A 23,317-nucleotide genomic window follows, 5' to 3' on the forward strand; every position below is an offset into this window, starting at 1 on the left:
ATGAAAATCGTCGCCCTTGAAACCCATATTGTCGCCGTACCGCCACCGCACATCGGTGGCATGTACTGGCTGTTCGTCAAGCTCAAGACCGATTGCGGCATCGAAGGCGTGGGCGAGATCTACGCCGCAACCTTCGGCCCCAAAGCCATGCTGCCGATCATCGAAGACGTGTTCGAACGCTACCTGCTCAACCACGACCCGCACCACATCGAGCGCTTTTTCCGCCAGGCCTATTCCAGCGGTTTCACCCAGCGCCCGGACCTGACCATGATGGGCGTAGTCAGCGGTTTGGAAATGGCCTGCTGGGACATCATCGGCAAAGCGGCGAACAAACCGGTCTACGAATTGCTCGGCGGCAAGGTCAACGAGCGCCTGCGCTCCTACACCTATTTGTACCCGGTCAACAGCAAGGGCGAGTACGACTACGACGACCCGGACCTGGCCGCCGAGTGCGCCGTCGAGAACATGAACAAAGGTTTCACCGCCGTGAAGTTCGACCCGGCGGGGCCGTACACCGCGTACTCCGGGCACCAGATCTCGCTGGAAGTGCTGGAACGCTGCGAAACCTTCTGCCGCAAGATCCGCGAAGCGGTGGGCGACAAGTGCGACTTGCTGTTCGGCACTCACGGGCAAATGGTCCCGTCCTCAGCGATTCGCCTGGCCAAGCGCCTGGAGAAATACGATCCGTTGTGGTTCGAAGAGCCGGTGCCGCCGGGTCAGGAAGAGGCCATGGCGCAAGTCGCGGCCAAGACCACGATCCCGATCGCCACTGGCGAACGGCTGACCACCAAGTACGAATTCTTCAAGCTGTTGCAGGCCGGTGGGGCGTCGATTCTGCAAATGAACGTCGCCCGCTGTGGCGGTCTGCTGGAAGCCAAGAAAATCGCGAGCATGGCCGAGGCTTACTACGCGCAAATCGCCCCGCATCTCTACAACGGGCCGATTGGCGCAGCGGCGAGTTTCCAGTTGGCCACGTGCACGCCGAACTTCCTGATCCAGGAAAGCATCATGACCTGGGGCGGTTTCCACGCCGAAGTCCTGACCAAGCCGCTGCAATGGGAGGACGGCTACATCATCCCGTCCACCGAACCGGGCCTTGGAGTGGAGCTGAACATGGACGTGGTGCGTCGGCATTCGCCGTACACCGGCGAGCGTTTGCACCTGCAAATGGCGCCGACCCCGGCAGACGTCAAAGACACATCGCCGGCCAGGGGCTGACACGCAATTCCCCTGTAGGAGCAAAGCTTGCTCGCGATGGCTGCGTGTCATTCAACGCAGGTGTTGGCTGGTCCGACGCTATCGCGAGCAAGCTTTGCTCCTACAGGGGGAGGCGCACATTTTTTGGACAATGACTTACGCGGTAACCGTGCATGACATACGACTACATCATCGCTGGCGCAGGCGCCGCCGGCTGCATCCTCGCCAACCGGCTCACGGCCTCGGGCAAACACACGGTGCTGCTGCTGGAAGCGGGCGGCAAGGACAGTTCCCTGTGGTTCAAGATCCCGGTCGGCTTCGCCAAAATGTATTACAACCCGACCTTCAACTGGATGTACTACAGCCAGCCGCAAAAGCAGCTCAACAACCGCGAAATCTACGCCCCGCGCGGCAAAGTGCAGGGCGGTTCGGGCTCGATCAACGCGATGGTCTACGTCCGTGGCCAGGCCCATGACTTCGACGACTGGGCGGCCAACGGCAACGATGGCTGGGGTTTCAAGGACGTGTTGCCGTACTTCCGCAAACTGGAAAACCATCCGCTGGGCGACAGCGAATACCACGGCGGCAGCGGCCCGATCAGCATCACCCCGATGAAGGGCCAGACCCACCCGATCTGCGACGTGTTCCTCAAGGGTTGCGACGAACTCGGCTATCCCCACAGCGACGACTTCAACGGCCCGAAATTCGAAGGGTCGGGCATCTACGACGTCAACACCAAGGACGGCCAGCGCAGCTCCAGCAGCTTCGCGCATCTGCACCCGGCCCTGAGCCGGCCGAACCTGACGGTGGAGCATTACGCCCTGGTGGACCGCGTATTGTTCGATGGCGAGCGGGCCACCGGTATTTCCGTGACTCAGCACGGCGTGGTCCGCACCTTCACGGCGCGCAAGGAAGTGATCCTCTGTGCCGGTGCCGTCGATACGCCGAAGATTCTGCAATTGTCCGGCGTCGCCGATCAGGCTCTGTTGGCCAAACACCAGATCCCTTTGGTCAAACACCTGCCGGCGGTGGGGCAGAACCTGCAGGATCACCTGTGCGCCAGCTATTACTACAAGGCCAACATCCCGACCCTTAATGATCAGCTCGGTTCGCTGTTCGGCCAGTTCAAGCTCGGCCTCAAATACCTGCTGACCCGCAAGGGCGCGCTGGCGATGAGCGTCAACCAGGCCGGCGGCTTCTTCCGTGGCGATGAGACCCAGGCCAACCCGAACCTGCAGTTGTATTTCAACCCGTTGTCGTACCAGATCCCGAAAAACAACAAGGCCAGCCTCAAGCCCGAGCCGTATTCAGGTTTCCTGCTGTGCTTCAACCCGTGCCGGCCCACCAGTCGCGGGCATATCGAAATTGCCTCGAAAAACCCACGAGATGCGGCGTTGATCGACCCCAACTACCTGAGCACGCAAAAAGACATCGACGAGGTCATCCAGGGCAGTCGACTGATGCGCAAAATCATGCAGGCCCCGGCGCTCAAGGGCATCACCGTCGCCGAGGTGTTGCCGGGGCCGGTGGTCGAGAGCGACGAGCAGATGTTGCAGTACTTTCGCGAGAACAGCGGCTCGATCTATCACCTGTGCGGCTCGTGTGCCATGGGCTCGGACGACCAGCGGTCGGTGGTCGACAAACGGCTGAAAGTCCACGGAATCGACGGATTGCGCATTGTCGATGCGTCGATTTTTCCCAATGTGACCAGCGGCAATACCCACGCTGCAGTCCTGATGGTGGCGGAGAAGGGCGCCGATCTGATCTTGCAGGACGCCTGATTTCAACTTGGGTTGTATCAAAAATGAATTTCCGCACAGTAAGCCGCTCATACCTGATAGGTGGCGGAGTTGAGCTGCGAAATCATTAGTGCAATCAGGGAGTGGTCAGGTCATGAATCCTATAACAATGGCGGGCGAGTCGTTACCTGGCGGCTTGATTCTGGTGGTTGAGGACGACCCGCTGATTCTGGAGTTTCTCTGCGAAATTCTTCAGGAAGAAGGCTTTGCCGTAGCGCCGCACATCAGCGCGGATGCGGCGTCTGAGTATCTGGAAGAACACGCGGGCAAGGTCCGGCTGTTGCTCACGGACATCACCATGCCCGGCAAACGCAACGGCGCGGACCTGGCCAACGAGTTCGGTGATCGCTGGCCAGACAAGCCGATCATGATCATGTCCGGCTTCGAAACCCCGGAAAGCGCCGGGGTGCGGCACCACGTGTCGTTTATCAAGAAACCCTGGGCACTGGGCCAGTTGCTCGATTGCGTGGACGGTGCCTTGAAATCACGCAATTCCCTGTAGAAGCTGCCGAAGGCTGCGATCTTTTGATCTTGGCGATTTTTTAGATAGTCGAAGAGCAAGATCAAAAGGTCGCAGCCTTCGGCAGCTCCTACCGTCGATTGTGAGCGACCGACGGTGGTACATTGCTGACCCTACCTGTTCCGGCCCCTTGCGATAGGAAGCTGTCTTTTGCCTGCTCAAAAATCCGTTTTCAACACGCCATACCGCGCCTTTCTGTTCGACATGGACGGCACCGTCCTCAACTCCATCGCCGCCGCCGAGCGCATCTGGACCGCCTGGGCCCTGCGCCATGGCATCGATGTCGCAACCTTCCTGCCGACTATCCACGGCGCGCGCGCCATCGACACCATCAATCGCCAGGCCTTGCCGGGGCTGGATGCGGAGGCGGAGGCTGCGTTTATTACCGAAGCTGAAATCGAGGATGTAGAAGGGATTGTCGAGGTGGTTGGCGCGGCTGCGTTTCTGAAGACACTGCCGGCTGATCAATGGGCAATTGTCACGTCGGCGCCGAGGGCCTTGGCCTTGCGGCGGATGGCCGCGGCAGGGATTCCCGAGCCTTCGGTGATGGTGACGGCAGAAGATGTGACGGCGGGCAAACCTGATCCGGCGGGCTATCGATTGGCGGCGCAGCGGTTAGGGGTTGAGGTGACGGAGTGTCTGATTTTCGAAGACGCCACCGTGGGGATTCAGGCGGCAGAAGCGGCGCAGGCCGATTTGCTGGTGATCACCTCGACGCATGATCATCCGATTCAGACGCCGCATGCCACGATGGCGGATTACGATGGGGTTGAAGTCCGGGCTGACAGCGATGGCCGGATTCGCCTGCATTCCATCTAATTGAACACCCTCCCCTGTAGGAGCGAAGCTTGCTCGCGAAGGCGTAGTGTCAGTCAGCATTGATAGTGCCTGACTCACCGCCTTCGCGAGCAAGCTTCGCTCCTACAGGGGATAGTGTTCAACAGGGGATGGTGTGTGTCAGTAAATGCCGGGGATCAGCCGCCAGGTCCTGCCGCAATACTCCTCATATTCACGACCAAACTGCGCCCGCAGCAGCGCCTCTTCGGAATGAATCCGGGCGATCAACGGGATCAACGTCAACGCCGCCAGCACCAGGCCGATCACCGAGCGAAACGCCAGCGCCCAGCCGATGCCAATGACCATCAGCCCCAAATAACTGGGGTTGCGCAAGGTGCGGTAGATCCCGTCGGTCACCAGTGTGTGTCCCGGCTGAATCGCCACCAACCCGCTGAAGCGCTTGCCCAGGACAAACACCGGCCACAATCGCAACGCACCGCCAAGAATGAACAGCAGCGCACCCAACCAGCGCACGCCCTCGCCACCCAAGGTCCAGAAGTCGATGCGGTCGGTGTAGGCCGGCAGGTAGCCGCTGAGCAATCCGATGATCCCGAACACCGGCAGCACCCAGCGATTGGCCCGGTCTTCCCGCTCGCCGGAGCTCAGGTTGACCTCGGTGAACAGCGAAGCAACCGCCATCACCACGGTAGCTAACGCCACCGCCACCAGCGAACCATGTGAAAAGAACGCCGCAAACCCACCCAGCCCCCACACCGCGAGGCCGAGGTAGGCGAGGGTGGAAACGACGGCGAAAAACGCCAGTTTGGGGGAGATGTTCATGGGTGACTCCACACAGTGCTTATCTCCAGTGTAGATACCGTATTGAGTCGGCGACCTATTTGCGGCGAGCAAGCCCGCTCCCACAGGGATATCAGCATCAAGCCGATCTGGCATTGCGCCTGATAACTTGCGGCGGTTGCCCAAACGCGCGCAAAAACGCTTCGCGCATCCGCCGCCGATCACTGAAGCCGCTTTCCTCGGCAATCTGGTCCAGCGTCAACCGCCCCCGTTCCAGCATTTGCCGCGCCGCCTCCAGGCGTAGATTCTCAATCGCCTTGGCCGGCGATTGCCCGGTTTCAGCGCGAAAGGCCCGGCTGAATTGCCGTGGGCTGAGTCGTGCCACGTCCGCCAGCTGCTCCACCGACAGCGCCGACGTCAGGTGTTCCCGGGCATAACCCAGCACGGTCTGGATGCGGTCGGATTTCGGTTCCAGTTCCAGCAATGCCGAATGCTGCGACTGGCCACCCGCGCGGCGGTGGTACATCACCAGTTTCTGCGCCACAGAACGAGCCAGTTCGGCGCCGTGGTCCTTTTCAACCATGGCCAGCGCCAGGTCGATACCAGCGGTCATGCCCGCCGAAGTCCAGATCGAGCCGTCGATCACAAAGATCCGGTCTTCCTCGACCTTGATCGTCGGAAACCGCGCTTGCAGCTCCCGGGCGTACGCCCAATGAGTGGTGGCGCGGCGTCCTTCCAGCAATCCGGCCTGGGCCAGGACAAACGCCCCGGAACAGATCGATGCCGTGCGCCGTGCGGTTTTCACGCTGTCGCGCAAATAAGTCAGCACTGCTTCGGGCGCCTGTTCGAGGACGGAGTCGCCACCGACCACGATCACGGTGTCGAACCGTCGCTCATCGAACGCCTCGGTGCCAACGCTTAATCCACCAGACGCGCGTAATGTGCGGCCATCTTCGGACAATACGCTCACTTCATACAGAGTTTCTCCGGCACTGAAGTTGGCGTACTCGAACACCGGCATGGCCGCCAGCGCCATGGACTGGAAGCCTTCGAACACCACAAACGCTACGGAAGTCATCGAAAGGTCCTCAAAAAGGTCATGTCCTGAAAACGTACTTTAAACGTCATTTGAGACTTGTGTCAGTCCCTTTATAACTGTTCACACCCGGCGAGCGTATCGCCTCACTGTGAAGGAAACTCGACATGGCACTTTCATCCAAAGGCACCGCCCTGATCACTGGCGCATCTTCGGGCATCGGCGCGGTCTACGCCGACCGTCTCGCCCGGCAAGGCTACGACTTGATTCTGGTCGCCCGCAGCCAATCTAAATTAAACGCCCTGGCCAACCACTTGAGCAACGAAACCGGGCGCGCTGTGGAAGTGGTCGCCGCTGACCTGAAAGACAAGGCTGACTTGCTGCGGGTGGAAAATATCCTGCGTACCGACGCCAGCATCACCTTGCTGGTCAACAACGCCGGGGTCGGCGCAGTCATGCCGCTGCTGGGCAGTCCGGTGGACGACATGGAAGACATGATCACCCTCAACGTCACCGCACTGACGCGCTTGGCCTACGCCGCAGCGCCGGGCTTCGTCGCCCGTGGCGCCGGGACCGTGATCAACATTTCCTCAATCGTCGCCATCGGCCCGGAAATCCTTAACGGCGTGTACGGCGGGACCAAGGCCTTTGTGCTCGGCTTGAGCCAATCCATGCATCACGAACTCGCCGATAAAGGTGTGCGCATCCAGGCCGTACTGCCCGGCGCCACCGCCACCGATTTCTGGAGCGAGGCCGGCAACCCGGTGGAAAACCTGCCACAAGAGATCGTGATGTCGGCCCAGGACATGGTCGATGCCGCGCTGGTCGGGTTGGCACAGGGCGAAGTGGTGACCATCCCGGGCCTGCATGAAGGCGAAAAATGGGATGCTTACGAAGCCCAGCGCCAGGTGCTGAGCGGCTCGTTCGGCCACTCCACGGCGGCGGCACGGTATCGCTGAAAAACAATCGAGGCGGGCACAGGATAGAAGGCAGATCACAAATCCTGCATCCCCCCAAGATCCCTTGTAGGAGCAAAGCTTGCTCGCGAATGCGGTGTGTCAGTGGGTGCAGATGCTGCCTGACACGACGCCATCGCGAGCAAGCTCGCTCCCACAGGGATTGAGGTTGATCACAAATCCTGCATCCACCCGAAATCCTTTGTAGGAGCAAAGCTTGCTCGCGAATGCGGTGTGTCAGTGGGTGCAGATGCTGCCTGACACGACGCTATCGCGAGCAAGCTCGCTCCCACAGGGATTGAGGTGGAGCACAAATCCTGCGTCCACCCGAAATCCTTTGTAGGAGCAAAGCTTGCTCGCGAATGCAGTGTGTCAGTGGATGCAGATGCTGCCTGACACGACGCCTTCGCGAGCAAGCCCGCTCCCACAGGGATTGAGGTTGATCACAAATCCTGCGTCCACCCGAAATCCTTTGTAGGAGCAAAGCTTGCTCGCGAATGCGGTGTGTCAGTGGGTGCAGATGCTGCCTGACACGACGCCATCGCGAGCAAGCTCGCTCCCACAGGGATTGAGGTTGATCACAAATCCTGCGTCCATCCTAGATCCAGTGTGGGAGCGAGCCTGCTCGCGAAGGCGGTGTGTCAGGCGGTATTAATGTTGGATGTGCTGGCCTCTTCGCGAGCAGGCTCGCTCCCACAGGGGAATGGGTTGATCACAAATCCTGCGTCCATTCCAGTTTCAATGTGGGAGCGAGCTTGCTCGCGATAGCGGCGGGTCAGCCACATTGATTTTGAATGTGCAGACGCCATCGCGAGCAAGCTCGCTCCCACAGGGGAGTGAGGTTGATCACAAGTTCTGCGTCCATCCTGGATTCAATGTGGGAGCGAGCCTGCTCGCGAAGGCGGTGTAACAGTCGATGAAGAGGTTGAATGTGCCGACGCCATCGCGAGCAAGCTTTGCTCCTACAGCAGCGGGATGCTGTAGCTCACGATCAACCGGTTCTGATCTTGATTGCGGGAGGCTTCGCTGTTCGACTTGCCGTTACGCCAGCCAAATCCGACCCCTTTCAGCGCGCCGGATTGCAGGACGTAATCCAGGCTGATATCCCGCTCCCATTCCTTCTGGTTATCGCCGGAAGTCGTCTTGATATTGTCCCCGCTCAGGTACATGACCGACGCTTTAAGGCCCGGCACACCCAGCGCCGCGAAGTCATAAGCGTACTGACCGAAAGACGTGCGCTCACCCGCGCGGGTGAAGGTCTGGATCAGGCGGTCGGTATACAGGTAAAGACTGACCCCGCCGGCACCTTTGTCTGGCAGGGTGCCCTGATTGAGTTGGGTGAAACCACTGCCGCTCGACACGCTTTGATAGCCGGCGGTAATGGCATGGCCGCCCAGGCTGTAGATCAGCGCGGCACTCCAGGTTTTGTTGTCGATCTCCCCATCGCCGCCCTGGGTGTAACCACTGATTTTGTAGCCCGAAGTGCCCGAGCTGTTGGCCCCGGACGAGTCGGTCTTGAAGTAGCGCAGGTCGGTTTTCAGGGATTGACCGTCCGCGATCGCCAGGGTGTGGATCAGGCCGAAAAACTGCTGGGTGTAGTAGTTGTCGAGGTTGGCGTAGTAATACTGCGCGGTCAGGTCCTTGGTGACTTTCCAGTCGCCCCCGGCGAAGTCGAACGCGTTGCTTTCCCGCGTACCTCCCACGGCCGCCAACCCGGTCTGGTCGCTTGAACCCCGGCCTGTGGCATGTTCGATTCGGCCGCCCGTGAGGGTCAAATCCTTGAACTCGCCCGAAGTGATCTGGCCGCCTTCGAAGGTCTGGGGCAGCAGACGACCGTCGTTGGACACCAGGATCGGCAACTTGGGCATCAGCGTGCCCAGGCGCAGTTCGGTTTTCGAGACTTTGACCTTGCCGGTCAACCCCAGCCGGCTCCACTGATCCACAGCACTGTTATCAGTGTCCGAAGGAATCATCGAACCACCCACGTGCCGCCCCTTGCCACTGTCCAGCGTGATCCCCATCAAACCCAGCGCATCGACACCAAAACCAACCGCGCCGTCGGTGTAGCCCGATTTGTAATCCAGCATGAAACCCTGCGCCCATTCTTCAGTTTTCGAAGGGGTGGCGGTGCCATCGCGGTTGTCGTTGTTGAAGTAGAAATTGCGCAGGCCCAACGTGGCTTTGCTGTCGCTCAGAAAGTCCGCCTGCGCCTGGGTGCTCAGTGCAATGGCGCCCAGCGCCAGGGTGACAACGGTGTTTTTGTGGCTCATCAAAATCGCCCCTATTTTTTTTGTAATTCGAATTCAGGAGGGTGGCTCCCGCTATCTGCGGGAGCCTGAAACTCGGATCAGATACCCAGCACGTTGGCGCCAATGCACGGATCAATCCCGCGCTCCAGGCGTCGCTGATGGACGATCACGGTGATTTCCATGGAGCCCGTGGTCACTTCAAAGTCGAGGATGTGGCCGCCATAAGCCTGGAAAGTCGCGTCTCCGGCGACGCCGTGCATATGGATCGAAGGCTGGTCGTTCTTCCACGCCACGGAGCCGGTAATACTGGCCATCTCGACATTGCTGAAGACTTTGGCGTCGAAGTCTTTCTTGTCCTTGTTCCAGAAACCGAACTTCACGTTGCCAAAGCCAATACCGCTGATGGAGGCGCTCGGGATCTTTTCGGCGATGGCCAGTTTGGTCAGCTCCTTGAAGGCGTTGTCGCCCATGCGCAGGACCATCAGGTAACCGCTGGGGGTTTTGGTGTAACGCGGTGTGGCTTCAGTTGCACATTGCATGGGCGCTGCCGTCGCGGTGGGTGCGGTTTCGGCAACCGCCAGTTGAGTCACGCTTGAATTAATCAGTACGGCCGCGGTGACCGCCAACATTAACTTGGACAAGCGCAGTGTCGGGTGAAGTTGAACTTTCATGGGTCTTCCTCTGTTGTTGTTTTTATGGCTACAGCGGTTTTTCGGGACGAAAGTGTCCGACGCCTGTTTTTCAACAGGCGCTGGATGTGCTTTTTAGTGGTTAGTTGGAACCTGGTCTGAATGCCTTACAGCGCATCGCGGCGGCTGACACCGTCAACCAGCCGGGCAATGCCCAACGGGTTGGCGTTTTTAAGTGCGTCCGGCAACAGACCGTCGGGGCAACTCTGGTAACACACTGGCCGCAGGAAACGATCGATCGCCAGTGTCCCGACCGATGTGCCGCGCGCATCCGACGTCGCCGGATACGGCCCGCCATGCACCATGGCATCGCAGACTTCCACGCCGGTGGGATAACCGTTGAACAGCACACGTCCAACTTTCTGTTCGAGCAGGGCCAGCACGTCGGTGAGGGTGTTGAGTTCCGAGTCCTCGACAATCAGGGTGGCGGTCAACTGGCCGCGCAAGCCGTGCAGGGCCTGGAGCAACTCCGCATGATCGGCGACTTCCACCACGATGGTGGTGGGACCGAAAACCTCTTCCTGCAACAACTCATCATCGTTAATCAACAAGCTGACATCGGCTTTGAACAACTGCGGCCGCGCCTGATTGCCCTGTTGTGCGGCACCGGCCAGGTGCGTGATGCCGGCGTGTGCCTGCAGGTTGTCCAGACCATGGCAATAGCTTTTTAGCGCGCCGGTGTTGAGCATCGTCTGCGGGTTTTGCTCGCCCATCAGCGCACTGAACCGTTCGAGGAAAGCACTGAACTCCGGCGAACGAATGCCCAGCACCAAACCGGGATTGGTGCAGAACTGACCGGCGCCCAACACCACAGAAGCGACCAGTTCGCTGGCGATTTTTTCACCCCGGGCCTTGAGCGCTTCGGGCATCAGCAATACCGGGTTGATGCTGCTCATCTCGGCGAACACCGGGATCGGCTGAGGCCGCGCCGCCGCCATGTCACACAGGGCACGGCCACCGCGCAACGACCCGGTAAAGCCTACGGCCTGAATCGCCGGATGCTTGACCAACGCCTCGCCGACGCTGCCGTAAAGCAGGTTGAACACGCCATCGGGCATGCCGGTTTTACGCGCGGCGCGGGTGATCGCGTCAGCCACGTAATCGGCGGTTGCCATGTGCCCGCTGTGGGCCTTGAACACGACCGGGCAACCGGCGGCGAGGGCGGACGCGGTGTCGCCTCCGGCGGTGGAAAAGGCCAGCGGAAAGTTGCTGGCGCCGAACACGGCAACCGGGCCGAGGCCGGTGCGGTACTGGCGCAGGTCCGGGCGCGGCAATGGCTGACGGTCCGGCAAGGCGCGGTCGATGCGTGCACCGTAGAAATCACCCCGGCGCAGTGCCGTGGCGAACAGCCGCATCTGGCCGCTGGTGCGGGCCCGCTCACCTTGAATGCGCCCGGCGGGCAGGGCGGTTTCCCGGCAGACCAGGGCGATGAAGGTGTCGTCCAGTGCTTCCAGTTCGGTGGCGATGGCCTCAAGGAAATCGGCGCGTCGGGCGGCTGAAAGGTTGCGAAAGATCGGGTACGCCGTGGCGGCTGCTTCGGCGGCCGCATTCACTTCCTCCACGGTCGCCTGATGGAACCGATACGGCAGCGCTTCTCCGGTGCTGGCGTCGTGGCTTTGCACGGTGTTCGAACCGCGTGCCGAACGCGCGCCGGCAATGTAGTTGTGGCCTGAAACTTCAAACATGGGAACTCCTTAGGGGCTGTCCAAAATAGGGTCAAGTGAGCCGATAAATGCGTCGGGCGTTATCGTGAAACAGGGCAAGCCGATCGGTGCGGGAGCGATCCCTGACGATGGTTTTGAAACCGTCGAGCACTTCGCTGAGGCTGTTCACCACGCCATCGACCGGGTAGTTGCTGGCGAAGGCGCAGCGGCTGACGTCGAAGATCGAAATCGCGTCGTTCACCACTACGCGGTTGGCCTCTACGGGCCATGCCTGGCCGGGGATGCAAATGCCGGAAATCTTCAGGGCGACGTTGGGCTCGCGAGCCAGCAGCGCCAGGTTGTCGCGCCAACCGGCCAAACCTTCGGGCGAGCGATCCGCCGGTAGCGCGGTGTGATTGACCACGATGGTCACATCGGGAAAGTCCCTGGCCAGCTCCGCCGCTTCAGGCATATGCCACCACGGTGCCTGCAACTCAAAGTGCAGGCCGTTTTCGGCCAATTGGGCATAACCTTCGCGCCAACGGGGATCGCGCATGGAGCCCGGCGCCACGAAATCTTCACGCCAGTCTTCACGGGTCGTGACCGTGGGTTTGTGGCGCACGCCGCGTACCAGCGGGTGCTTGCTGTACTCACGCAAGAGGCTTGGCGCGTCCTCGCGATCCAGCCAGACCTGCCCGACCATGGCCGCCAGGGTCGGTTCTTGTCGTGCCAGGGACTCGATAAAACCCACCTCATCGGCCGGGGTTGCCGGGTCCCATTCACCCTCGATCACCACGGTTTGCACGATGCGATGCTGGCCGGTCAGCCGGCGATAGTCCTGGGGCAAAAAGCTGCGGCAAATCGATGAGTAATCGCCATATCGAAACGGCCGCAACGGCCGGTCGTTGAGCCACGGGTAGTAGTGGGCCTCGATATCGAAGTAGTGCTGATGGGCGTCGACGATGGGCAGGTCTGCGTCGTCGCCGCTGGCCAGAAAACGTGCGCGCCAGTCATCCATGCTGTGGCTCCAGGCGATAAAAGCGTTGTGCATTGCCGGCGAACACCGCTTCCTGCACCGCGCGACCCAGTGGCGCCAGCATCGCTGCCACGCCATCGGCAATCGTGTCGTAGGACGCGCGCAACCCGGCGACCGGAAAATTGCTGGCGAACATGCAGCGCTCAGGGCCGAAAATCTCCAGCGCCGTCAGCACCACCACCCGGTTGTCGTCGTAGTTCCAGGGCGAATCCTTCAGCCCGAACTCCGACAACTTGATATGCACGTTGGGCTGCAAGGCCAGCGCTTCCAGGCCCTCGCGCCAGCGCGCCATGCCTTGCGGGCTGCGATCCCAGGCGAAACCGGTGTGGTTCAGGGCGATGCGGATCCGGGGAAACATCGCTGCCACTTCCGCAGCCTCGGCCAGATGCCACGGCGGCACGCGCAAATCCCACGACAGGTCGTGCTCAGCCAGACGCGAAAAGCCTTCCAGCCATTTCGGGTCCTGCATGGTGCCCTTGGCTCCGGCCACTGACTCCAGAGGTGAAGCCGACGTCACTGGTTTCGAGCGAATCCCCCGAACCAACGGCCGGGCAGCCTGGGCCGCAAGAATCTCAGCACTGTCTTCGCGATCAAACCAGGCGTGGGCGACGATGGCATTCGGGAAACCATAGCGTGCGTTCACCTGTTCCAGCCAAAGGGTTTCGGCGACTTGCTCATCCCGAGCCCGCTCGGCTTCGACATGCACCGTACCGACCAAACGCTGGTTTTGGGTCAGGGCGAGGAAGTGTTCCGGCAGAAAATCGCGGCACAAGCTGTGATAGTCACCGAGGAAAAACCCCTCGTGATACTCGTCCTGCAACCACGGATAACGACCCTGGCCGAGGTCCCACAAATGGTGGTGAGCATCGACAATCGGCAGGGCCTCCTCGGCAGCAAGGTTCGGCAAGCCATTGCGTTCGTGCAGGGTGATCATGGGTTTGTCCCTTGGCTTAGCGCGAGGCGGCGAATTGGGAAGGGTTGAGCACGCCGTCCTCGACTTCGCCGGCGGCGGCAGCCTCGGCCTTGGCCTGAACCCGACTGCGCAGTTTGGCGACGTTCACCACCACTCGAGTGTGGGCGGCAGTGGCCACCAACTCGACGTCGTCGCGCACTTCGACGTTGAAGGTCACGCTGCGGCCCTCGATCCGCGTGACCGTGGCGACAATGCTCACCGACATGCCCAGCAGCGTGGCGCCGACGTGGCGAATATCGACGGCTGCGCCGACGGTGTTTTCGCCTTCATCCAGGAACGTCAGCAGATAGTCGAGACAGGTCTGTTCGATGTCATCGACCAGGCGCGGCGTGGCGTAGATACGCAAATCCTCGCCCAAAAACGAAATGGTGCGTTCCCGATCAACGATCAGTTTGCGTTCGGTGGCGGTGCCGGCTTCCAGCGTGGAGAAATTCATTTGCAACCTCGGGATATCAAAGGATGGGTCAGGCGTTAGGCAGGAAACCAATCGAGATCCATGGCACGGCAATCAGCACGCCCAAGGCCACCACGAGCGCGCCGAGGTACGGCCAGACCCGACGCATGGCGCCGCTGGGATCGACCTTGGCGATGGCGCACGCGGCGTAGAAGCCCACGCCAAACGGTGGCGCGAACAAACCCAGGCCCATGGCGAAGATCGCGACCATGGCGTAATGCACATCGTTGATGCCCATGGTCTTGGCAATCGGAAACAGCAACGGCCCGAACAACACGATGGCGGGGATGCCTTCGAGGAAACTGCCCAGCAGGATGAAGGCTACGGCGGAGATGATCAGGAAGCCCATCGCACCGCCCGGCACCGTCGACATCACCAGCGCCAGTTGATGGGAGAAACCGGATTGGGTCAGCGCCCAGGCCATGGCGGTTGCGCTGCCGATGATGATCAGAATCGCGCCGGACAACGCCGCGGTGCTGACCAGGATCGGGTACAGCCGGCGCCAGTCAAAGCAGCGGTAGAAGAGCAAACCGACGATGAAGGTGTAGGCCACGCCAATCGCGGCGACTTCGGTGGCCGTGGCGACGCCTTCGACCACCGCCGTGCGAATCACAAACGGCAACGCCAGCGCCGGCAATGCGACCAGCAGCGAGTGGCCGATTTCCTTGCCCGTGGCGCGTTTGCCGGTGGAGGCTTCGCCCTTGCGGTTCTTCCACCAGATCACCGCTGCCATGGCGATTGCGCCGACGACCGCCGGCATGAAACCACCCGTGAACAGGGCGGAAATCGACACGCCGGTGACCGAACCGATGGTGATCAGCACCAGGCTCGGCGGAATGGTTTCCGACATCGCCCCGGACGCGTTGAGCATCGCCACCAGTTCGTTTTCATCCTCACCGCGTTTCTTCATTTCCGGAAACAGCGCGGGTGCGATGGCGGCCATGTCGGCTGCCTTGGAACCGGAAATGCCGGAGATCAGGTAGATGGCGCCGATCAGCACATAAGACAGACCGCCGCGCACATGGCCAATCAGCGAGCACAGAAAACGGATCATCGCCCGGGCCATGTCCATGGCTTCGATCAGCGCGCCCAAAAACACAAACAACGGAATGGCCAGCAGGATCAGGCTCGCCATGCCTTCGTCCATGCGCCCGACCACCAGGGTCAGGGGCGTGGCGGTCATGGTCGACAGGTACGCCACCGTGGCCAGGCCGAACGCGACCATGATCGGAACACCGATAACGATCATCGCCATCACACCGATCATGAAGAACACGATCAGGTTCCAGTTGCCCATCAGCAACAACAGACCTTCACCGACCCACAACAACGCCGCCAGGGAGGCCAGCATCGCCACCGACACCGTGAAGTCGATCAACCGCGCACTGGTCAGCAGACGGGCGACACAGGTCATCAGCATCAGGCTCAGGCCGACTGCGATGGCGGACACGCGGAAGGCGTTGGGGATTTCCAGGGCGGCGGTGGTGATGATCCATTCGTCGCTGACGTACTCCCAGGCCGGCGTGAACAGCAGCCCGATAAACGTGATGACAATCACCGCGCCCAGGGTATCGACGAAGGCGCGTTTCTCAAGCGGCAGGCGCCCGATAAACGAGGTCAGGCGCATGTGTTCGCCGCGCCGCATCGCCACCACCGAGCCGAGCATCGCCAGCCACAGAAACAGCAGCGAGGCCAGTTCATCGCCCCAGACGATCGGCTGATTGAGCACGTAGCGGGAGAACACATTGCAAAACAGCAGGGTGACTTCGACCACCACCAGCAACGCCGCGCTGCCTTCGGTCAACCAGCGCAGGCCGGTATCGAGGGCGCGACCGAGGCGAAAAGTGGTTTGCCGTGGGCTGAGTCCGTCAGCAGGAGAAACGTCCGTCATTGGTAGTTCGTTTTTCATGACCTTGGCTCCGGCTTAGGACAATTGACCCGCGTACTGCTCGAGCAAGCTCCAGGCTTCGGTGCCGTACTTTTCTTTCCATTGGGTGTAGAAGCCTTTCGATTGCAGGTCGGTCCTGAACAATGAACGGTCGACTTTGTTGAAGGTGATGCCGTGGGCGGTCAGGGACGGTTCCAGGCTGGTGTTGAGGTCGATGACTTGTTGGCGCTGGATCATCGCGGCGGCGTTGATCTGCCGGGAGACGATTTCCTGCACATCGGCGGGCAGCTTGGGGAAGGTCTTGCCCGAGGCGACGATCCAGAAACCGCCCCAGATGTGGTCGGTCATCGAGCAGTATTTCTGCACTTCATAGAAGCGCGCGGACTCGACCACCACCAGCGGGTTTTCCTGGCCGTCGACCACTTTGGTCTGTAGCGCCGAATAGGTTTCGTTGATGCTGATGCCGGTCGGTGAGGCGCCCAAGGCGCTGAACATCGAGGTCCACAACGGGCTGACCAGCACCCGCAGTTTGAACCCGGCGAGGTCTTGGGGCGTATTGATTGGTCGGGTCGAACTGGTGATCTGGCGGAAGCCGTTGTTCCAGACTTTTTCCATCGGGATCAGGCCGACCTTCTCGGTCTTGGCCCGCACGTACTCGCCGAGCTTGCCGTCCAGCGCGGCCCAGACACTGTCGTAGTCCTTGAACGCGAACGGCATGCTTTCGATGGACATGGCCGGCACCAGGGTCGAGAGAATCGCACCGGGCAATGGAATGAAATCGATGGCCCCGGCGCGCACCTGGGACAGCATGTCGGTGTCGCCGCCCATGGCGCCGTTGGCGTACACCTGCAGGTCCACGGCGCCATTGGTTTCAGCCTTGATCGCTTCGGACGCGGCCTTCATCTGTTTGTTCAGCGGATGGGTGTCGGGCAGGCTGCTGGTGTAGCGCAACACAATCGGTTTGGTCGCGGCGAAGACGCTGGACGGCAGCAGGTTGGCGGCGAAGGCGCCACCGACGGTGACGCCGGCAGATACCAGGAATGATCGGCGGCTGACAGTCTCGGTCAAGATACGGCTCATGATGTTCACCTTATTGTTTTTGTAGTTGTTCAAAAATCAGCGGATCAGTTAAGCGACACTGCCCCTTGTGGGAGCGAGCTTGCTCGCGATGGCGGCGTATCAGTCGATACTTATGTCGCCTGACACGGCCTCATCGCGAGCAAGCTCGCTCCCACAGAGGGTTCCCACAAGGGGATTGGTGTCAGGCCAGGGCCACCACGGCTTTGGTTTTGATCAGCTCGTCGATTTCATCGTCCGCATAACCGCTTTCCTTCAGCACTTCGCGGGTGTGCTCGCCAAGCAACGGCGCATGACGGCTGGTCGGCGGCGCGGCGTTGTCCATGTCGGAGAAGTGAATCGGCAAACCCATGCCGCGCACTCGGCCTTCGGTGGGGTGTTCGGTTTCGACGACCATGCCCCGTGCGACGGTTTGTGGATGGGCCAACGCGGCGGCGATGTCCAACACAGGCCCGGCAGGCAGGCCGAGGCTGTCGAACAACACCATCCATTCATCCGTGGTGCGCGCCACCAGCACTTCGTTGAGGATGTCCACCAGAGCCAGGCGATGCTCCATGCGCAGGGCGTTGCTGGCGAAACGTGGGTCGGCTTTGAGTTGCGGCACGGCCAGGGCTTCGACCAAGCGTTCGTAGTTGGCCTGGTTGGCGGCGCCGATGTTGATCCAGCCATCGGCGGTGCGGAATACCTGGTACGGCGCGCTGGTGGAGTTGGCCGAACCCATTTTCGGCAGGATGGTGCCGTCGGCGAAATACGCCGCCGCTGGCCAGTACATCTGTTGCAGGCCGGCTTCGAACAGCGAGGTGTCGACCATTTGCCCCAGGCCGGTTTTCTGTTTGGCGGCGTAGGCGGCGCAGATGCCGAGGGCGGCGAGAATCCCGGAGTTGATGTCGGCCACCGGCGAGCCGGCCTTGACCGGTTCACGCCCGGCTTCACCGGTCATGCTCATCATGCCGCTCATGCCTTGGGCGATCAGGTCGAAACCACCTTTCTCGCCAAACGGCCCGCTGCGCCCGTAGCCGGAAATCGCGCAGTAGATCAGCCCTGGATTGATGACTTTCAGCGCTTCGTAGCCCAGGCCGAATTTTTCCATGGTGCCGGCGCGGTAGTTTTCCGTGACCACATCGGCGTCCAGCAACAGCCGGCGCAACACATCGCGACCGCCATCGGTTTTCAGGTTCAGGCCAATGCCGCGCTTGTTGCGGTTGACCACCATGAACGAGGCGGATTCGCCGCTGGCCATGATCGGCGAGAAGCGCCGCGAATCATCACCGTCCGGGACTTTCTCGACCTTCACCACGTCCGCGCCCATGTCGGCCAGCATCATTCCGCACACCGGCCCGGACATGATGTGAGCCAGTTCTACAACGCGCATGCCTGTCAGCGGTCCCATGTTATTTGCCCTCGAATTGTGGTTTGGCTTTGGCGATGAACGCGTTCAGGCCGATCTGGAAATCTGCGGTGTCGTAGCAGGAATAACTCGCGTCGATCTGCGCGGCGGTGGGTGCCACGCCGGCTTCCAATTGCAGCGCAGCCTGGCGATGCCAGCGGGCGACCAGCGGTGCGCCTTGGGTGATGCGTTTGGCGGTGGCGAGGGTTTCGGATTCGACCTCGGCATCCGGCACGACGCGGGTCACGAGGTTTTTCACATAGGCGTCGTTGGCGTCGAGAATGCGGCCTTCCAGCAGAATTTCCAGGGTTGTCGAGCGGCCGGCCAGCGCTACGAGACCGGCCATTTCGTCATAGGACATGACCAGCCCCAGTTTGCCCACCGGCGCACCGAAACGGCTGGAGGTGCCGCAGATGCGCAGGTCGCACAACGCGGCGATTTCCAGGCCGCCGCCCACGCACACGCCGTGGATCATGGCGATCACTGGGTGCGGGCATTCCACGATAGCGCGCATGGCCGCCGAAGTGACCTCGGCATACTCACGGGCCTGCGCCCGGTTGGCGCGCACGGTGGGGAATTCACTGACGTCAGCGCCGGCGGCAAAGGCCTGTTCACCGGCACCGCGCAATACCACGCAGCGCACGGAGGTGTCGGCTGACAGTTCGGTCATGACATCACCCAGGTCCAGCCACATGGACAAGGTCAGGGCATTCATTTTCCCTGGGTGGCTGAGGGTGACGATGGCAATGGACGCTTGCCGTTCGATAAGGACGGTGGGCTTCATGATTGTTCCGCTGGCGTCGATGCTCGGGGGTGAGGTCGACGACGCGGTTGCCTCCTGATTTATTGTTGTTGGATAGCGGCTGCTTACAGCGATTGTTCGAGCATCGACAGGTAGTCTGCGGACGATGCTTCGCGAGGGTTGGTCTTGTGGCTGTGATCGTGCAACGCACCTTCGACGATGCCGGCGAACAGGCTCTTATCGACCCCGATCTCGCTCAGACGGGTTGGCAGGCCGAGGCGGCGGGTCATGTCTTCGATGGCTGCGCCGATACTCGCGTCGGCTCCAAGGCCCATGGCGTGGCGCAGGCGTTCGAGCTTGCGCTCGTCACGCACGGTGGGGGCGTTGGCGTTGAAGTCGACGACGGCGGGCAGAAAGATCGCGTTCAACGTGCCGTGGTGCAGCTTCGGATTGATCCCGCCCAAGGCGTGGGACAGGCTGTGTACGCAGCCCAGGCCTTTCTGGAATGCGAGGGCGCCTTGCATCGACGCGCTCATCATGTTCATTCGCGCTTCGCGATCACCCGGCTCGGAGGTCGCACGTTCGATGTGTTCCCAGGCACGCCACAAGCCATCGAGGGCAATGCCATCGGCGGCGGGGTTGAAGGCCGGGGCCATGAAGGTTTCGATGCAATGGGCGATTGCGTCCATGCCGGTGGCGGCGGTGAGCATCGGTGGCAGGCCGAGGGTCAGTTCCGGGTCGCAGATCGCCACGCGGGGCACCACGTACGGCGAGATGACGCCGACTTTGCGGCCATCATCAAGGATCAGAATGGCGCCACGGCCGACTTCGCTGCCGGTGCCGGCGGTGGTCGGAATGGCGATCAGCGGCGCGGTGGCCGAGGTGATGCGATCCAGTCCGCCCTCGATCACCGCGAAGCTTTGCAGCGGGCCGTCGTGGGTGGCGCAGACCGCCACGCCTTTGGCCAGATCGATGGAAGAACCGCCGCCGACCGCGATGATCCCGTTGCACTCGCCGAGGCGATATTTCGCGACGGCTTCGCGTACGGCGTGTTCGTTGGGATTGGGCGGGGTGGCGTCGAAAATCGTCGGCGTCAGACTGCCACCCAGGGCGGCGATAACCTTGTCGACGATGCCGGCATTGCGTACGCCAATGTCAGTGACAATCAGTGGCCGGGTGATGCCGGCGCGCTCGGCTTCGGCGGCCAAATGCTCCAGGCTGTCGTAGCCGAACTGGATTTTGGTGACGTAATTGATGAGGGACATGATTCACCACAAGTTATACAGGATTGTTATTGTTGCAATCGGTTCGGGGCAGGAGGGCTGTCGCTCTCTGGTCAAACCCATTGCATTGCCTGGTTGTGGGGTGGACTATAGGGCCGTCGCGGCGAGCCCCGATACTGACAACTTTCGATACCTCTATAACTTTTAGTTAACCCTGATGACGCCCTCACTGAACTCGATCATGTCCCGCCTGCACATCAAACAGCTGCGTTTGCTGATTGCGCTGGATGAGCACGGCTCCTTGCTGGGCGCGGCCAAACAGGTCGCGCTGACCCAACCCGGTGCCAGCAAAGCACTGCAGGAAATTGAAACCACGTTCGGCACTTCGCTGTTCACCCGCACTAACCGCGGGCTTGAACCGAACGATGCCGGACGCTCGGTGATTCGCTACGCGCGGTTGATCCAGACCGACCTCGCGCACCTGCGCGAAGAGATCATCGGCATCATGAGCGGCGAGGGCGGCCGGGTGTCGGTCGGCACCATCATGGGCGCCGTGCCGTTGCTGACTACCGCGATCAGCCGGGTGATTGCCGACAACCCCAAGCTGTCCATCGAGATCGTCGAAGACACCAGCGCCGCGTTGCTCAGCCAACTCGACGCGGGTCGCCTGGACCTGGCGATCTGTCGCACCACCATCAGCACCACCCCCTATTTGTATGAGAGCTCGACCTTTGTCGAAGAAACCCTGGCGGTGATCGCCAGCACCCAACATCCATTCGCCTACGCCCGGCAACTGTCGCTCAAGGACCTGGTGGATTACCGCTGGATCGTCTATCGCGCCAACATGCCCATGCGTTTGTTACTGGAGCGGGAATTCCACGAGGCCGACCTGCGTTTTCCGGTGCATCTGCTGGAAACCACCTCGGCCTTCGCTACGTTGTCGTTGCTCCAGGAAAACCCGACCCTCGTCGCGCTGGTGTCCACCGACGTGGCGAAGTTCTGCTCCGGCTACGGCTTTACCACCACGCTGCCGCTGCCGATCAAGTCGCGCAGCGAACCCTATGAGTTGGTATCGCGCAAAAACGTGCCCGACTCGCCAGCGGCCCGGCTGTTACGCGAGGCGCTGTTGAACCCGAGTTGAGGCTGTCGGAATACTGACTGGCTTTGAAACCGCGCATTCGTGCAATTGCGGCAAATCTGATTTGCGTCAGGCGCAATGTGAGAAGCGGATCTGTGTCGCGATCCGCTTAAAAGCTCTGTTCACGAGCGCGATGCGCACACGATGACTTCCACTAACAGTCGTGGGTCCGCCAGTTTCGCCTCGCCGCAGGCGCGTGCCGGGGCATGGCCCTTGGGGACCCAGGCGTCCCACACGGCGTTCATAGCGTCGAAATCCGCCATGTCGGCCAGCCAGATAGTCGTTTGCAGCATGTTTTCCCGGGCCGAACCGGCTTCCTTGAGCAAGGCATCGACCCGCGCCAACGCATCGCGAGTCTGCTCGGCGACGCTGTGGTGCGGTTCGCCGACCTGACCGGCGAGGAACACGGTGTGGCCGTGGATAACGATCTGGCTCATGCGCGAGTTGGTGTGTTTGCGCTCGATGGTGGGCATCAATGGCTCTCCTGTGATTAGAAACGTTGCACGGAAAATTGCTCGAGCCAGCCTGGGGCCTTGCCGGCGATGCAGTCCGCGACCAACTGGCCGGTCGCCCCGGCGAGGGTCAGTCCCAAGTGCTGGTGGCCGAAGGCGTAGATCAGTCGTGGTTCGTTCGGCGATGGGCCGATCACCGGCAACGAGTCGGGCAAGGACGGCCGGAAACCCAGCCATTTGCGCGCCACCGGTTCGGTCAAACCCATGACCCGACGCACGTGGCGCTCCAGATAATCAAAGCGTTTGGGATTCGCCGGGTCGTTGATCGAGCCGAGTTCCACCGTGCCCGCGACCCTCAGGCGACCGGCCATGGGCGTCATGTAGAACGCGCTTTCCACCGGGCAGCAAGGGCGGTTGAGCAAGGTGTCTTGCAAGTCGAATTCGAGGTGATAGCCGCGCTCGGTATCCAGCGGAATGTGATCGCCAACCTGACGCGCCAACCCCGCCGACCAGGCGCCGCCGCACAGCACCACGCGGTCGGCGCGGTAGACCTGGCCTTCGGCGCTGAGCAGGTGCAGACCGTCGCTGTGCCTTTGCAGTCCGGTGATCGTCGCCTGATGCAACGCCCCTTCAGCCACCAGGGGTGCCGCCAGCGCTTCAATAAAGGCGCGCGGGTCATCCATGTGCGAGGACTCGGGAAACAGAATCCCGGCCACCGCTTTGCCCGCCAGCGCCGGTTCCAGCTGTTCAATATCGGCAGCGTTCAGCACTTGTTGCGGGATGCTCAGGGAGCGGCGCAGTTCGATGGCGGCCTGGGCGCCTGCAAAACCCTGCTCGGTGCCGTAGGCATAGATGCAGCCGTTATGACGCAGATGCTGATCGGCCTGGGGACAGTCAGCCAGCAAGGGCGCGTAACCGCTGTAGGTGTGTTGCAGTATTTTGCTCAGAGCCAAGGTGTTGGCTTCGCAGCGCGAGGCACGACATTCATTGAGAAACCGCAGCAGCCAGGGCATCAACCGGGGCAGGCGTGCCCAGTTGATGACAAAAGGCGACTCCTTCGAAAACAGCAGCGACGGAATCGCCTTCAACAATGAAGGCTGGGCGATCGGCATCACACCGTAGGGCGCCAGGGTGCCGGCATTGCCGTAAGACGCCCCGGCGGCAATCGCCTCGCGTTCCAGCAACAACACTTGGTAACCCTGGCGGCGCAGCCAGAGGGCAGTCGCCACCCCGACAACCCCGGCGCCGATAACGGCAATTTCGCAATGAACTGGCTGGGTCAT

The 23,317-nt window shown here is 61.3% G+C and carries 21 protein-coding genes; 6 read left to right on the top strand and 15 right to left on the bottom strand.

The window, feature by feature from the left end:
* The 4 genes from BK667_RS30430 to BK667_RS30445 all read left to right on the top strand — a co-directional run bounded on the left by BK667_RS30430 (position 1) and on the right by BK667_RS30445 (position 4,335).
* Positions 1–1,218, top strand: coding sequence for a mandelate racemase/muconate lactonizing enzyme family protein (locus BK667_RS30430; RefSeq protein ID WP_123599796.1), 1,218 nt, complete (start codon positions 1–3; stop codon positions 1,216–1,218).
* Between the two features lie 152 nt (positions 1,219–1,370).
* Positions 1,371–2,978 carry a GMC family oxidoreductase gene (locus BK667_RS30435; protein ID WP_123599797.1) on the top strand — a complete coding sequence of 536 codons (1,608 nt, stop codon included), beginning with the start codon at positions 1,371–1,373 and terminating at the stop codon, positions 2,976–2,978.
* A 112-nt stretch (positions 2,979–3,090) separates the two neighbouring features.
* Positions 3,091–3,498, top strand: a complete 408-nt coding sequence (locus BK667_RS30440) for a response regulator (RefSeq protein ID WP_123511879.1) — start codon at positions 3,091–3,093, stop codon at positions 3,496–3,498.
* Between the two features lie 168 nt (positions 3,499–3,666).
* Positions 3,667–4,335 (top strand): HAD-IA family hydrolase, encoded by a 669-nt coding sequence (locus BK667_RS30445; RefSeq protein ID WP_123599798.1) that lies wholly within the window; start codon positions 3,667–3,669, stop codon positions 4,333–4,335.
* Positions 4,336–4,473: 138 nt separating this feature from the next.
* On the opposite strand, the gene BK667_RS30450 is transcribed toward BK667_RS30445, so the two are convergent.
* Both BK667_RS30450 and BK667_RS30455 read right to left on the bottom strand, forming a co-directional pair.
* Complete coding sequence (locus BK667_RS30450; RefSeq protein WP_123599799.1) at positions 4,474–5,133, bottom strand: methyltransferase family protein; 660 nt, start codon at positions 5,131–5,133, stop codon at positions 4,474–4,476.
* A 97-nt stretch (positions 5,134–5,230) separates the two neighbouring features.
* Positions 5,231–6,169 carry a GlxA family transcriptional regulator gene (locus tag BK667_RS30455; RefSeq protein ID WP_123511390.1) on the bottom strand — a complete coding sequence of 313 codons (939 nt, stop codon included), beginning with the start codon at positions 6,167–6,169 and terminating at the stop codon, positions 5,231–5,233.
* A 125-nt stretch (positions 6,170–6,294) separates the two neighbouring features.
* Here BK667_RS30455 and BK667_RS30460 point away from each other — a divergent pair, with 125 nt between their 5' ends.
* Positions 6,295–7,086 carry an SDR family NAD(P)-dependent oxidoreductase gene (locus tag BK667_RS30460; protein WP_123511393.1) on the top strand — a complete coding sequence of 264 codons (792 nt, stop codon included), beginning with the start codon at positions 6,295–6,297 and terminating at the stop codon, positions 7,084–7,086.
* Positions 7,087–8,045: 959 nt separating this feature from the next.
* Here the strand turns inward: BK667_RS30460 and BK667_RS30465 are convergent.
* The 11 genes from BK667_RS30465 to gbd form a co-directional block, all read right to left on the bottom strand.
* Positions 8,046–9,353: an OprD family porin gene (locus tag BK667_RS30465; RefSeq protein ID WP_123599800.1), complete on the bottom strand. Its 1,308-nt coding sequence runs from the start codon at positions 9,351–9,353 to the stop codon at positions 8,046–8,048.
* 77 nt (positions 9,354–9,430) lie between these two features.
* Positions 9,431–10,003 carry a PPC domain-containing DNA-binding protein gene (locus BK667_RS30470; protein WP_123599801.1) on the bottom strand — a complete coding sequence of 191 codons (573 nt, stop codon included), beginning with the start codon at positions 10,001–10,003 and terminating at the stop codon, positions 9,431–9,433.
* A gap of 125 nt (positions 10,004–10,128) precedes the next feature.
* Positions 10,129–11,706, bottom strand: a complete 1,578-nt coding sequence (locus BK667_RS30475; protein WP_123599802.1) for an aldehyde dehydrogenase (NADP(+)) — start codon at positions 11,704–11,706, stop codon at positions 10,129–10,131.
* Between the two features lie 31 nt (positions 11,707–11,737).
* Positions 11,738–12,682 (bottom strand): amidohydrolase family protein, encoded by a 945-nt coding sequence (locus BK667_RS30480; protein ID WP_123599803.1) that lies wholly within the window; start codon positions 12,680–12,682, stop codon positions 11,738–11,740.
* Positions 12,675–13,634, bottom strand: coding sequence for an amidohydrolase family protein (locus BK667_RS30485; protein WP_123599804.1), 960 nt, complete (start codon positions 13,632–13,634; stop codon positions 12,675–12,677). Before BK667_RS30485 ends, BK667_RS30480 begins: the two co-directional genes overlap by 8 nt.
* 16 nt (positions 13,635–13,650) lie before the next feature.
* The gene (locus tag BK667_RS30490; protein WP_123511405.1) at positions 13,651–14,109 is read right to left on the bottom strand and encodes a thioesterase family protein; all 459 of its coding nucleotides are present in this window, start codon (positions 14,107–14,109) and stop codon (positions 13,651–13,653) included.
* A gap of 28 nt (positions 14,110–14,137) precedes the next feature.
* Positions 14,138–16,036 (bottom strand): TRAP transporter large permease, encoded by a 1,899-nt coding sequence (locus BK667_RS30495; protein WP_123599805.1) that lies wholly within the window; start codon positions 16,034–16,036, stop codon positions 14,138–14,140.
* A gap of 15 nt (positions 16,037–16,051) precedes the next feature.
* The gene (locus tag BK667_RS30500) at positions 16,052–17,095 is read right to left on the bottom strand and encodes a TRAP transporter substrate-binding protein (protein ID WP_123408754.1); all 1,044 of its coding nucleotides are present in this window, start codon (positions 17,093–17,095) and stop codon (positions 16,052–16,054) included.
* A 181-nt stretch (positions 17,096–17,276) separates the two neighbouring features.
* Positions 17,277–18,482 carry a CaiB/BaiF CoA transferase family protein gene (locus tag BK667_RS30505; RefSeq protein ID WP_123599806.1) on the bottom strand — a complete coding sequence of 402 codons (1,206 nt, stop codon included), beginning with the start codon at positions 18,480–18,482 and terminating at the stop codon, positions 17,277–17,279.
* A gap of 1 nt (position 18,483) precedes the next feature.
* Positions 18,484–19,263 carry an enoyl-CoA hydratase-related protein gene (locus BK667_RS30510; RefSeq protein ID WP_123599807.1) on the bottom strand — a complete coding sequence of 260 codons (780 nt, stop codon included), beginning with the start codon at positions 19,261–19,263 and terminating at the stop codon, positions 18,484–18,486.
* Between the two features lie 83 nt (positions 19,264–19,346).
* A complete protein-coding gene (gene gbd / locus BK667_RS30515) occupies positions 19,347–20,486 on the bottom strand; it encodes a 4-hydroxybutyrate dehydrogenase (protein ID WP_123599808.1) in 1,140 nt (379 codons plus the stop codon).
* A 175-nt stretch (positions 20,487–20,661) separates the two neighbouring features.
* Here gbd and BK667_RS30520 point away from each other — a divergent pair, with 175 nt between their 5' ends.
* Positions 20,662–21,585 carry a LysR family transcriptional regulator gene (locus BK667_RS30520; RefSeq protein WP_123511414.1) on the top strand — a complete coding sequence of 308 codons (924 nt, stop codon included), beginning with the start codon at positions 20,662–20,664 and terminating at the stop codon, positions 21,583–21,585.
* 119 nt (positions 21,586–21,704) lie between these two features.
* Here BK667_RS30520 and BK667_RS30525 read toward each other — a convergent pair whose 3' ends face one another.
* Together BK667_RS30525 and BK667_RS30530 are read right to left on the bottom strand one after the other, a co-directional pair.
* The gene (locus BK667_RS30525; RefSeq protein WP_123599809.1) at positions 21,705–22,055 is read right to left on the bottom strand and encodes a RidA family protein; all 351 of its coding nucleotides are present in this window, start codon (positions 22,053–22,055) and stop codon (positions 21,705–21,707) included.
* A gap of 17 nt (positions 22,056–22,072) precedes the next feature.
* A complete protein-coding gene (locus BK667_RS30530) occupies positions 22,073–23,317 on the bottom strand; it encodes an NAD(P)/FAD-dependent oxidoreductase (RefSeq protein ID WP_123599810.1) in 1,245 nt (414 codons plus the stop codon).

Source organism: Pseudomonas frederiksbergensis (genome assembly GCF_003732705.1).
Lineage (GTDB): Bacteria > Pseudomonadota > Gammaproteobacteria > Pseudomonadales > Pseudomonadaceae > Aquipseudomonas > Aquipseudomonas frederiksbergensis_F.

Coding starts and splice junctions, on each gene's coding strand:
- BK667_RS30430 (WP_123599796.1), top strand. CDS start 1: ATGAAAATCGTCGCCCTTGAAACCCATATTGTCGCCGTACCGCCACCG.
- BK667_RS30435 (WP_123599797.1), top strand. CDS start 1,371: ATGACATACGACTACATCATCGCTGGCGCAGGCGCCGCCGGCTGCATC.
- BK667_RS30440 (WP_123511879.1), top strand. CDS start 3,091: ATGAATCCTATAACAATGGCGGGCGAGTCGTTACCTGGCGGCTTGATT.
- BK667_RS30450 (WP_123599799.1), bottom strand. CDS start 5,133: ATGAACATCTCCCCCAAACTGGCGTTTTTCGCCGTCGTTTCCACCCTC.
- BK667_RS30455 (WP_123511390.1), bottom strand. CDS start 6,169: ATGACTTCCGTAGCGTTTGTGGTGTTCGAAGGCTTCCAGTCCATGGCG.
- BK667_RS30460 (WP_123511393.1), top strand. CDS start 6,295: ATGGCACTTTCATCCAAAGGCACCGCCCTGATCACTGGCGCATCTTCG.
- BK667_RS30465 (WP_123599800.1), bottom strand. CDS start 9,353: ATGAGCCACAAAAACACCGTTGTCACCCTGGCGCTGGGCGCCATTGCA.
- BK667_RS30470 (WP_123599801.1), bottom strand. CDS start 10,003: ATGAAAGTTCAACTTCACCCGACACTGCGCTTGTCCAAGTTAATGTTG.
- BK667_RS30475 (WP_123599802.1), bottom strand. CDS start 11,706: ATGTTTGAAGTTTCAGGCCACAACTACATTGCCGGCGCGCGTTCGGCA.
- BK667_RS30480 (WP_123599803.1), bottom strand. CDS start 12,682: ATGGATGACTGGCGCGCACGTTTTCTGGCCAGCGGCGACGACGCAGAC.
- BK667_RS30485 (WP_123599804.1), bottom strand. CDS start 13,634: ATGATCACCCTGCACGAACGCAATGGCTTGCCGAACCTTGCTGCCGAG.
- BK667_RS30490 (WP_123511405.1), bottom strand. CDS start 14,109: ATGAATTTCTCCACGCTGGAAGCCGGCACCGCCACCGAACGCAAACTG.
- BK667_RS30495 (WP_123599805.1), bottom strand. CDS start 16,036: ATGAAAAACGAACTACCAATGACGGACGTTTCTCCTGCTGACGGACTC.
- BK667_RS30500 (WP_123408754.1), bottom strand. CDS start 17,095: ATGAGCCGTATCTTGACCGAGACTGTCAGCCGCCGATCATTCCTGGTA.
- BK667_RS30505 (WP_123599806.1), bottom strand. CDS start 18,482: ATGGGACCGCTGACAGGCATGCGCGTTGTAGAACTGGCTCACATCATG.
- BK667_RS30510 (WP_123599807.1), bottom strand. CDS start 19,263: ATGAAGCCCACCGTCCTTATCGAACGGCAAGCGTCCATTGCCATCGTC.
- gbd (WP_123599808.1), bottom strand. CDS start 20,486: ATGTCCCTCATCAATTACGTCACCAAAATCCAGTTCGGCTACGACAGC.
- BK667_RS30520 (WP_123511414.1), top strand. CDS start 20,662: ATGACGCCCTCACTGAACTCGATCATGTCCCGCCTGCACATCAAACAG.
- BK667_RS30525 (WP_123599809.1), bottom strand. CDS start 22,055: ATGCCCACCATCGAGCGCAAACACACCAACTCGCGCATGAGCCAGATC.
- BK667_RS30530 (WP_123599810.1), bottom strand. CDS start 23,317: ATGACCCAGCCAGTTCATTGCGAAATTGCCGTTATCGGCGCCGGGGTT.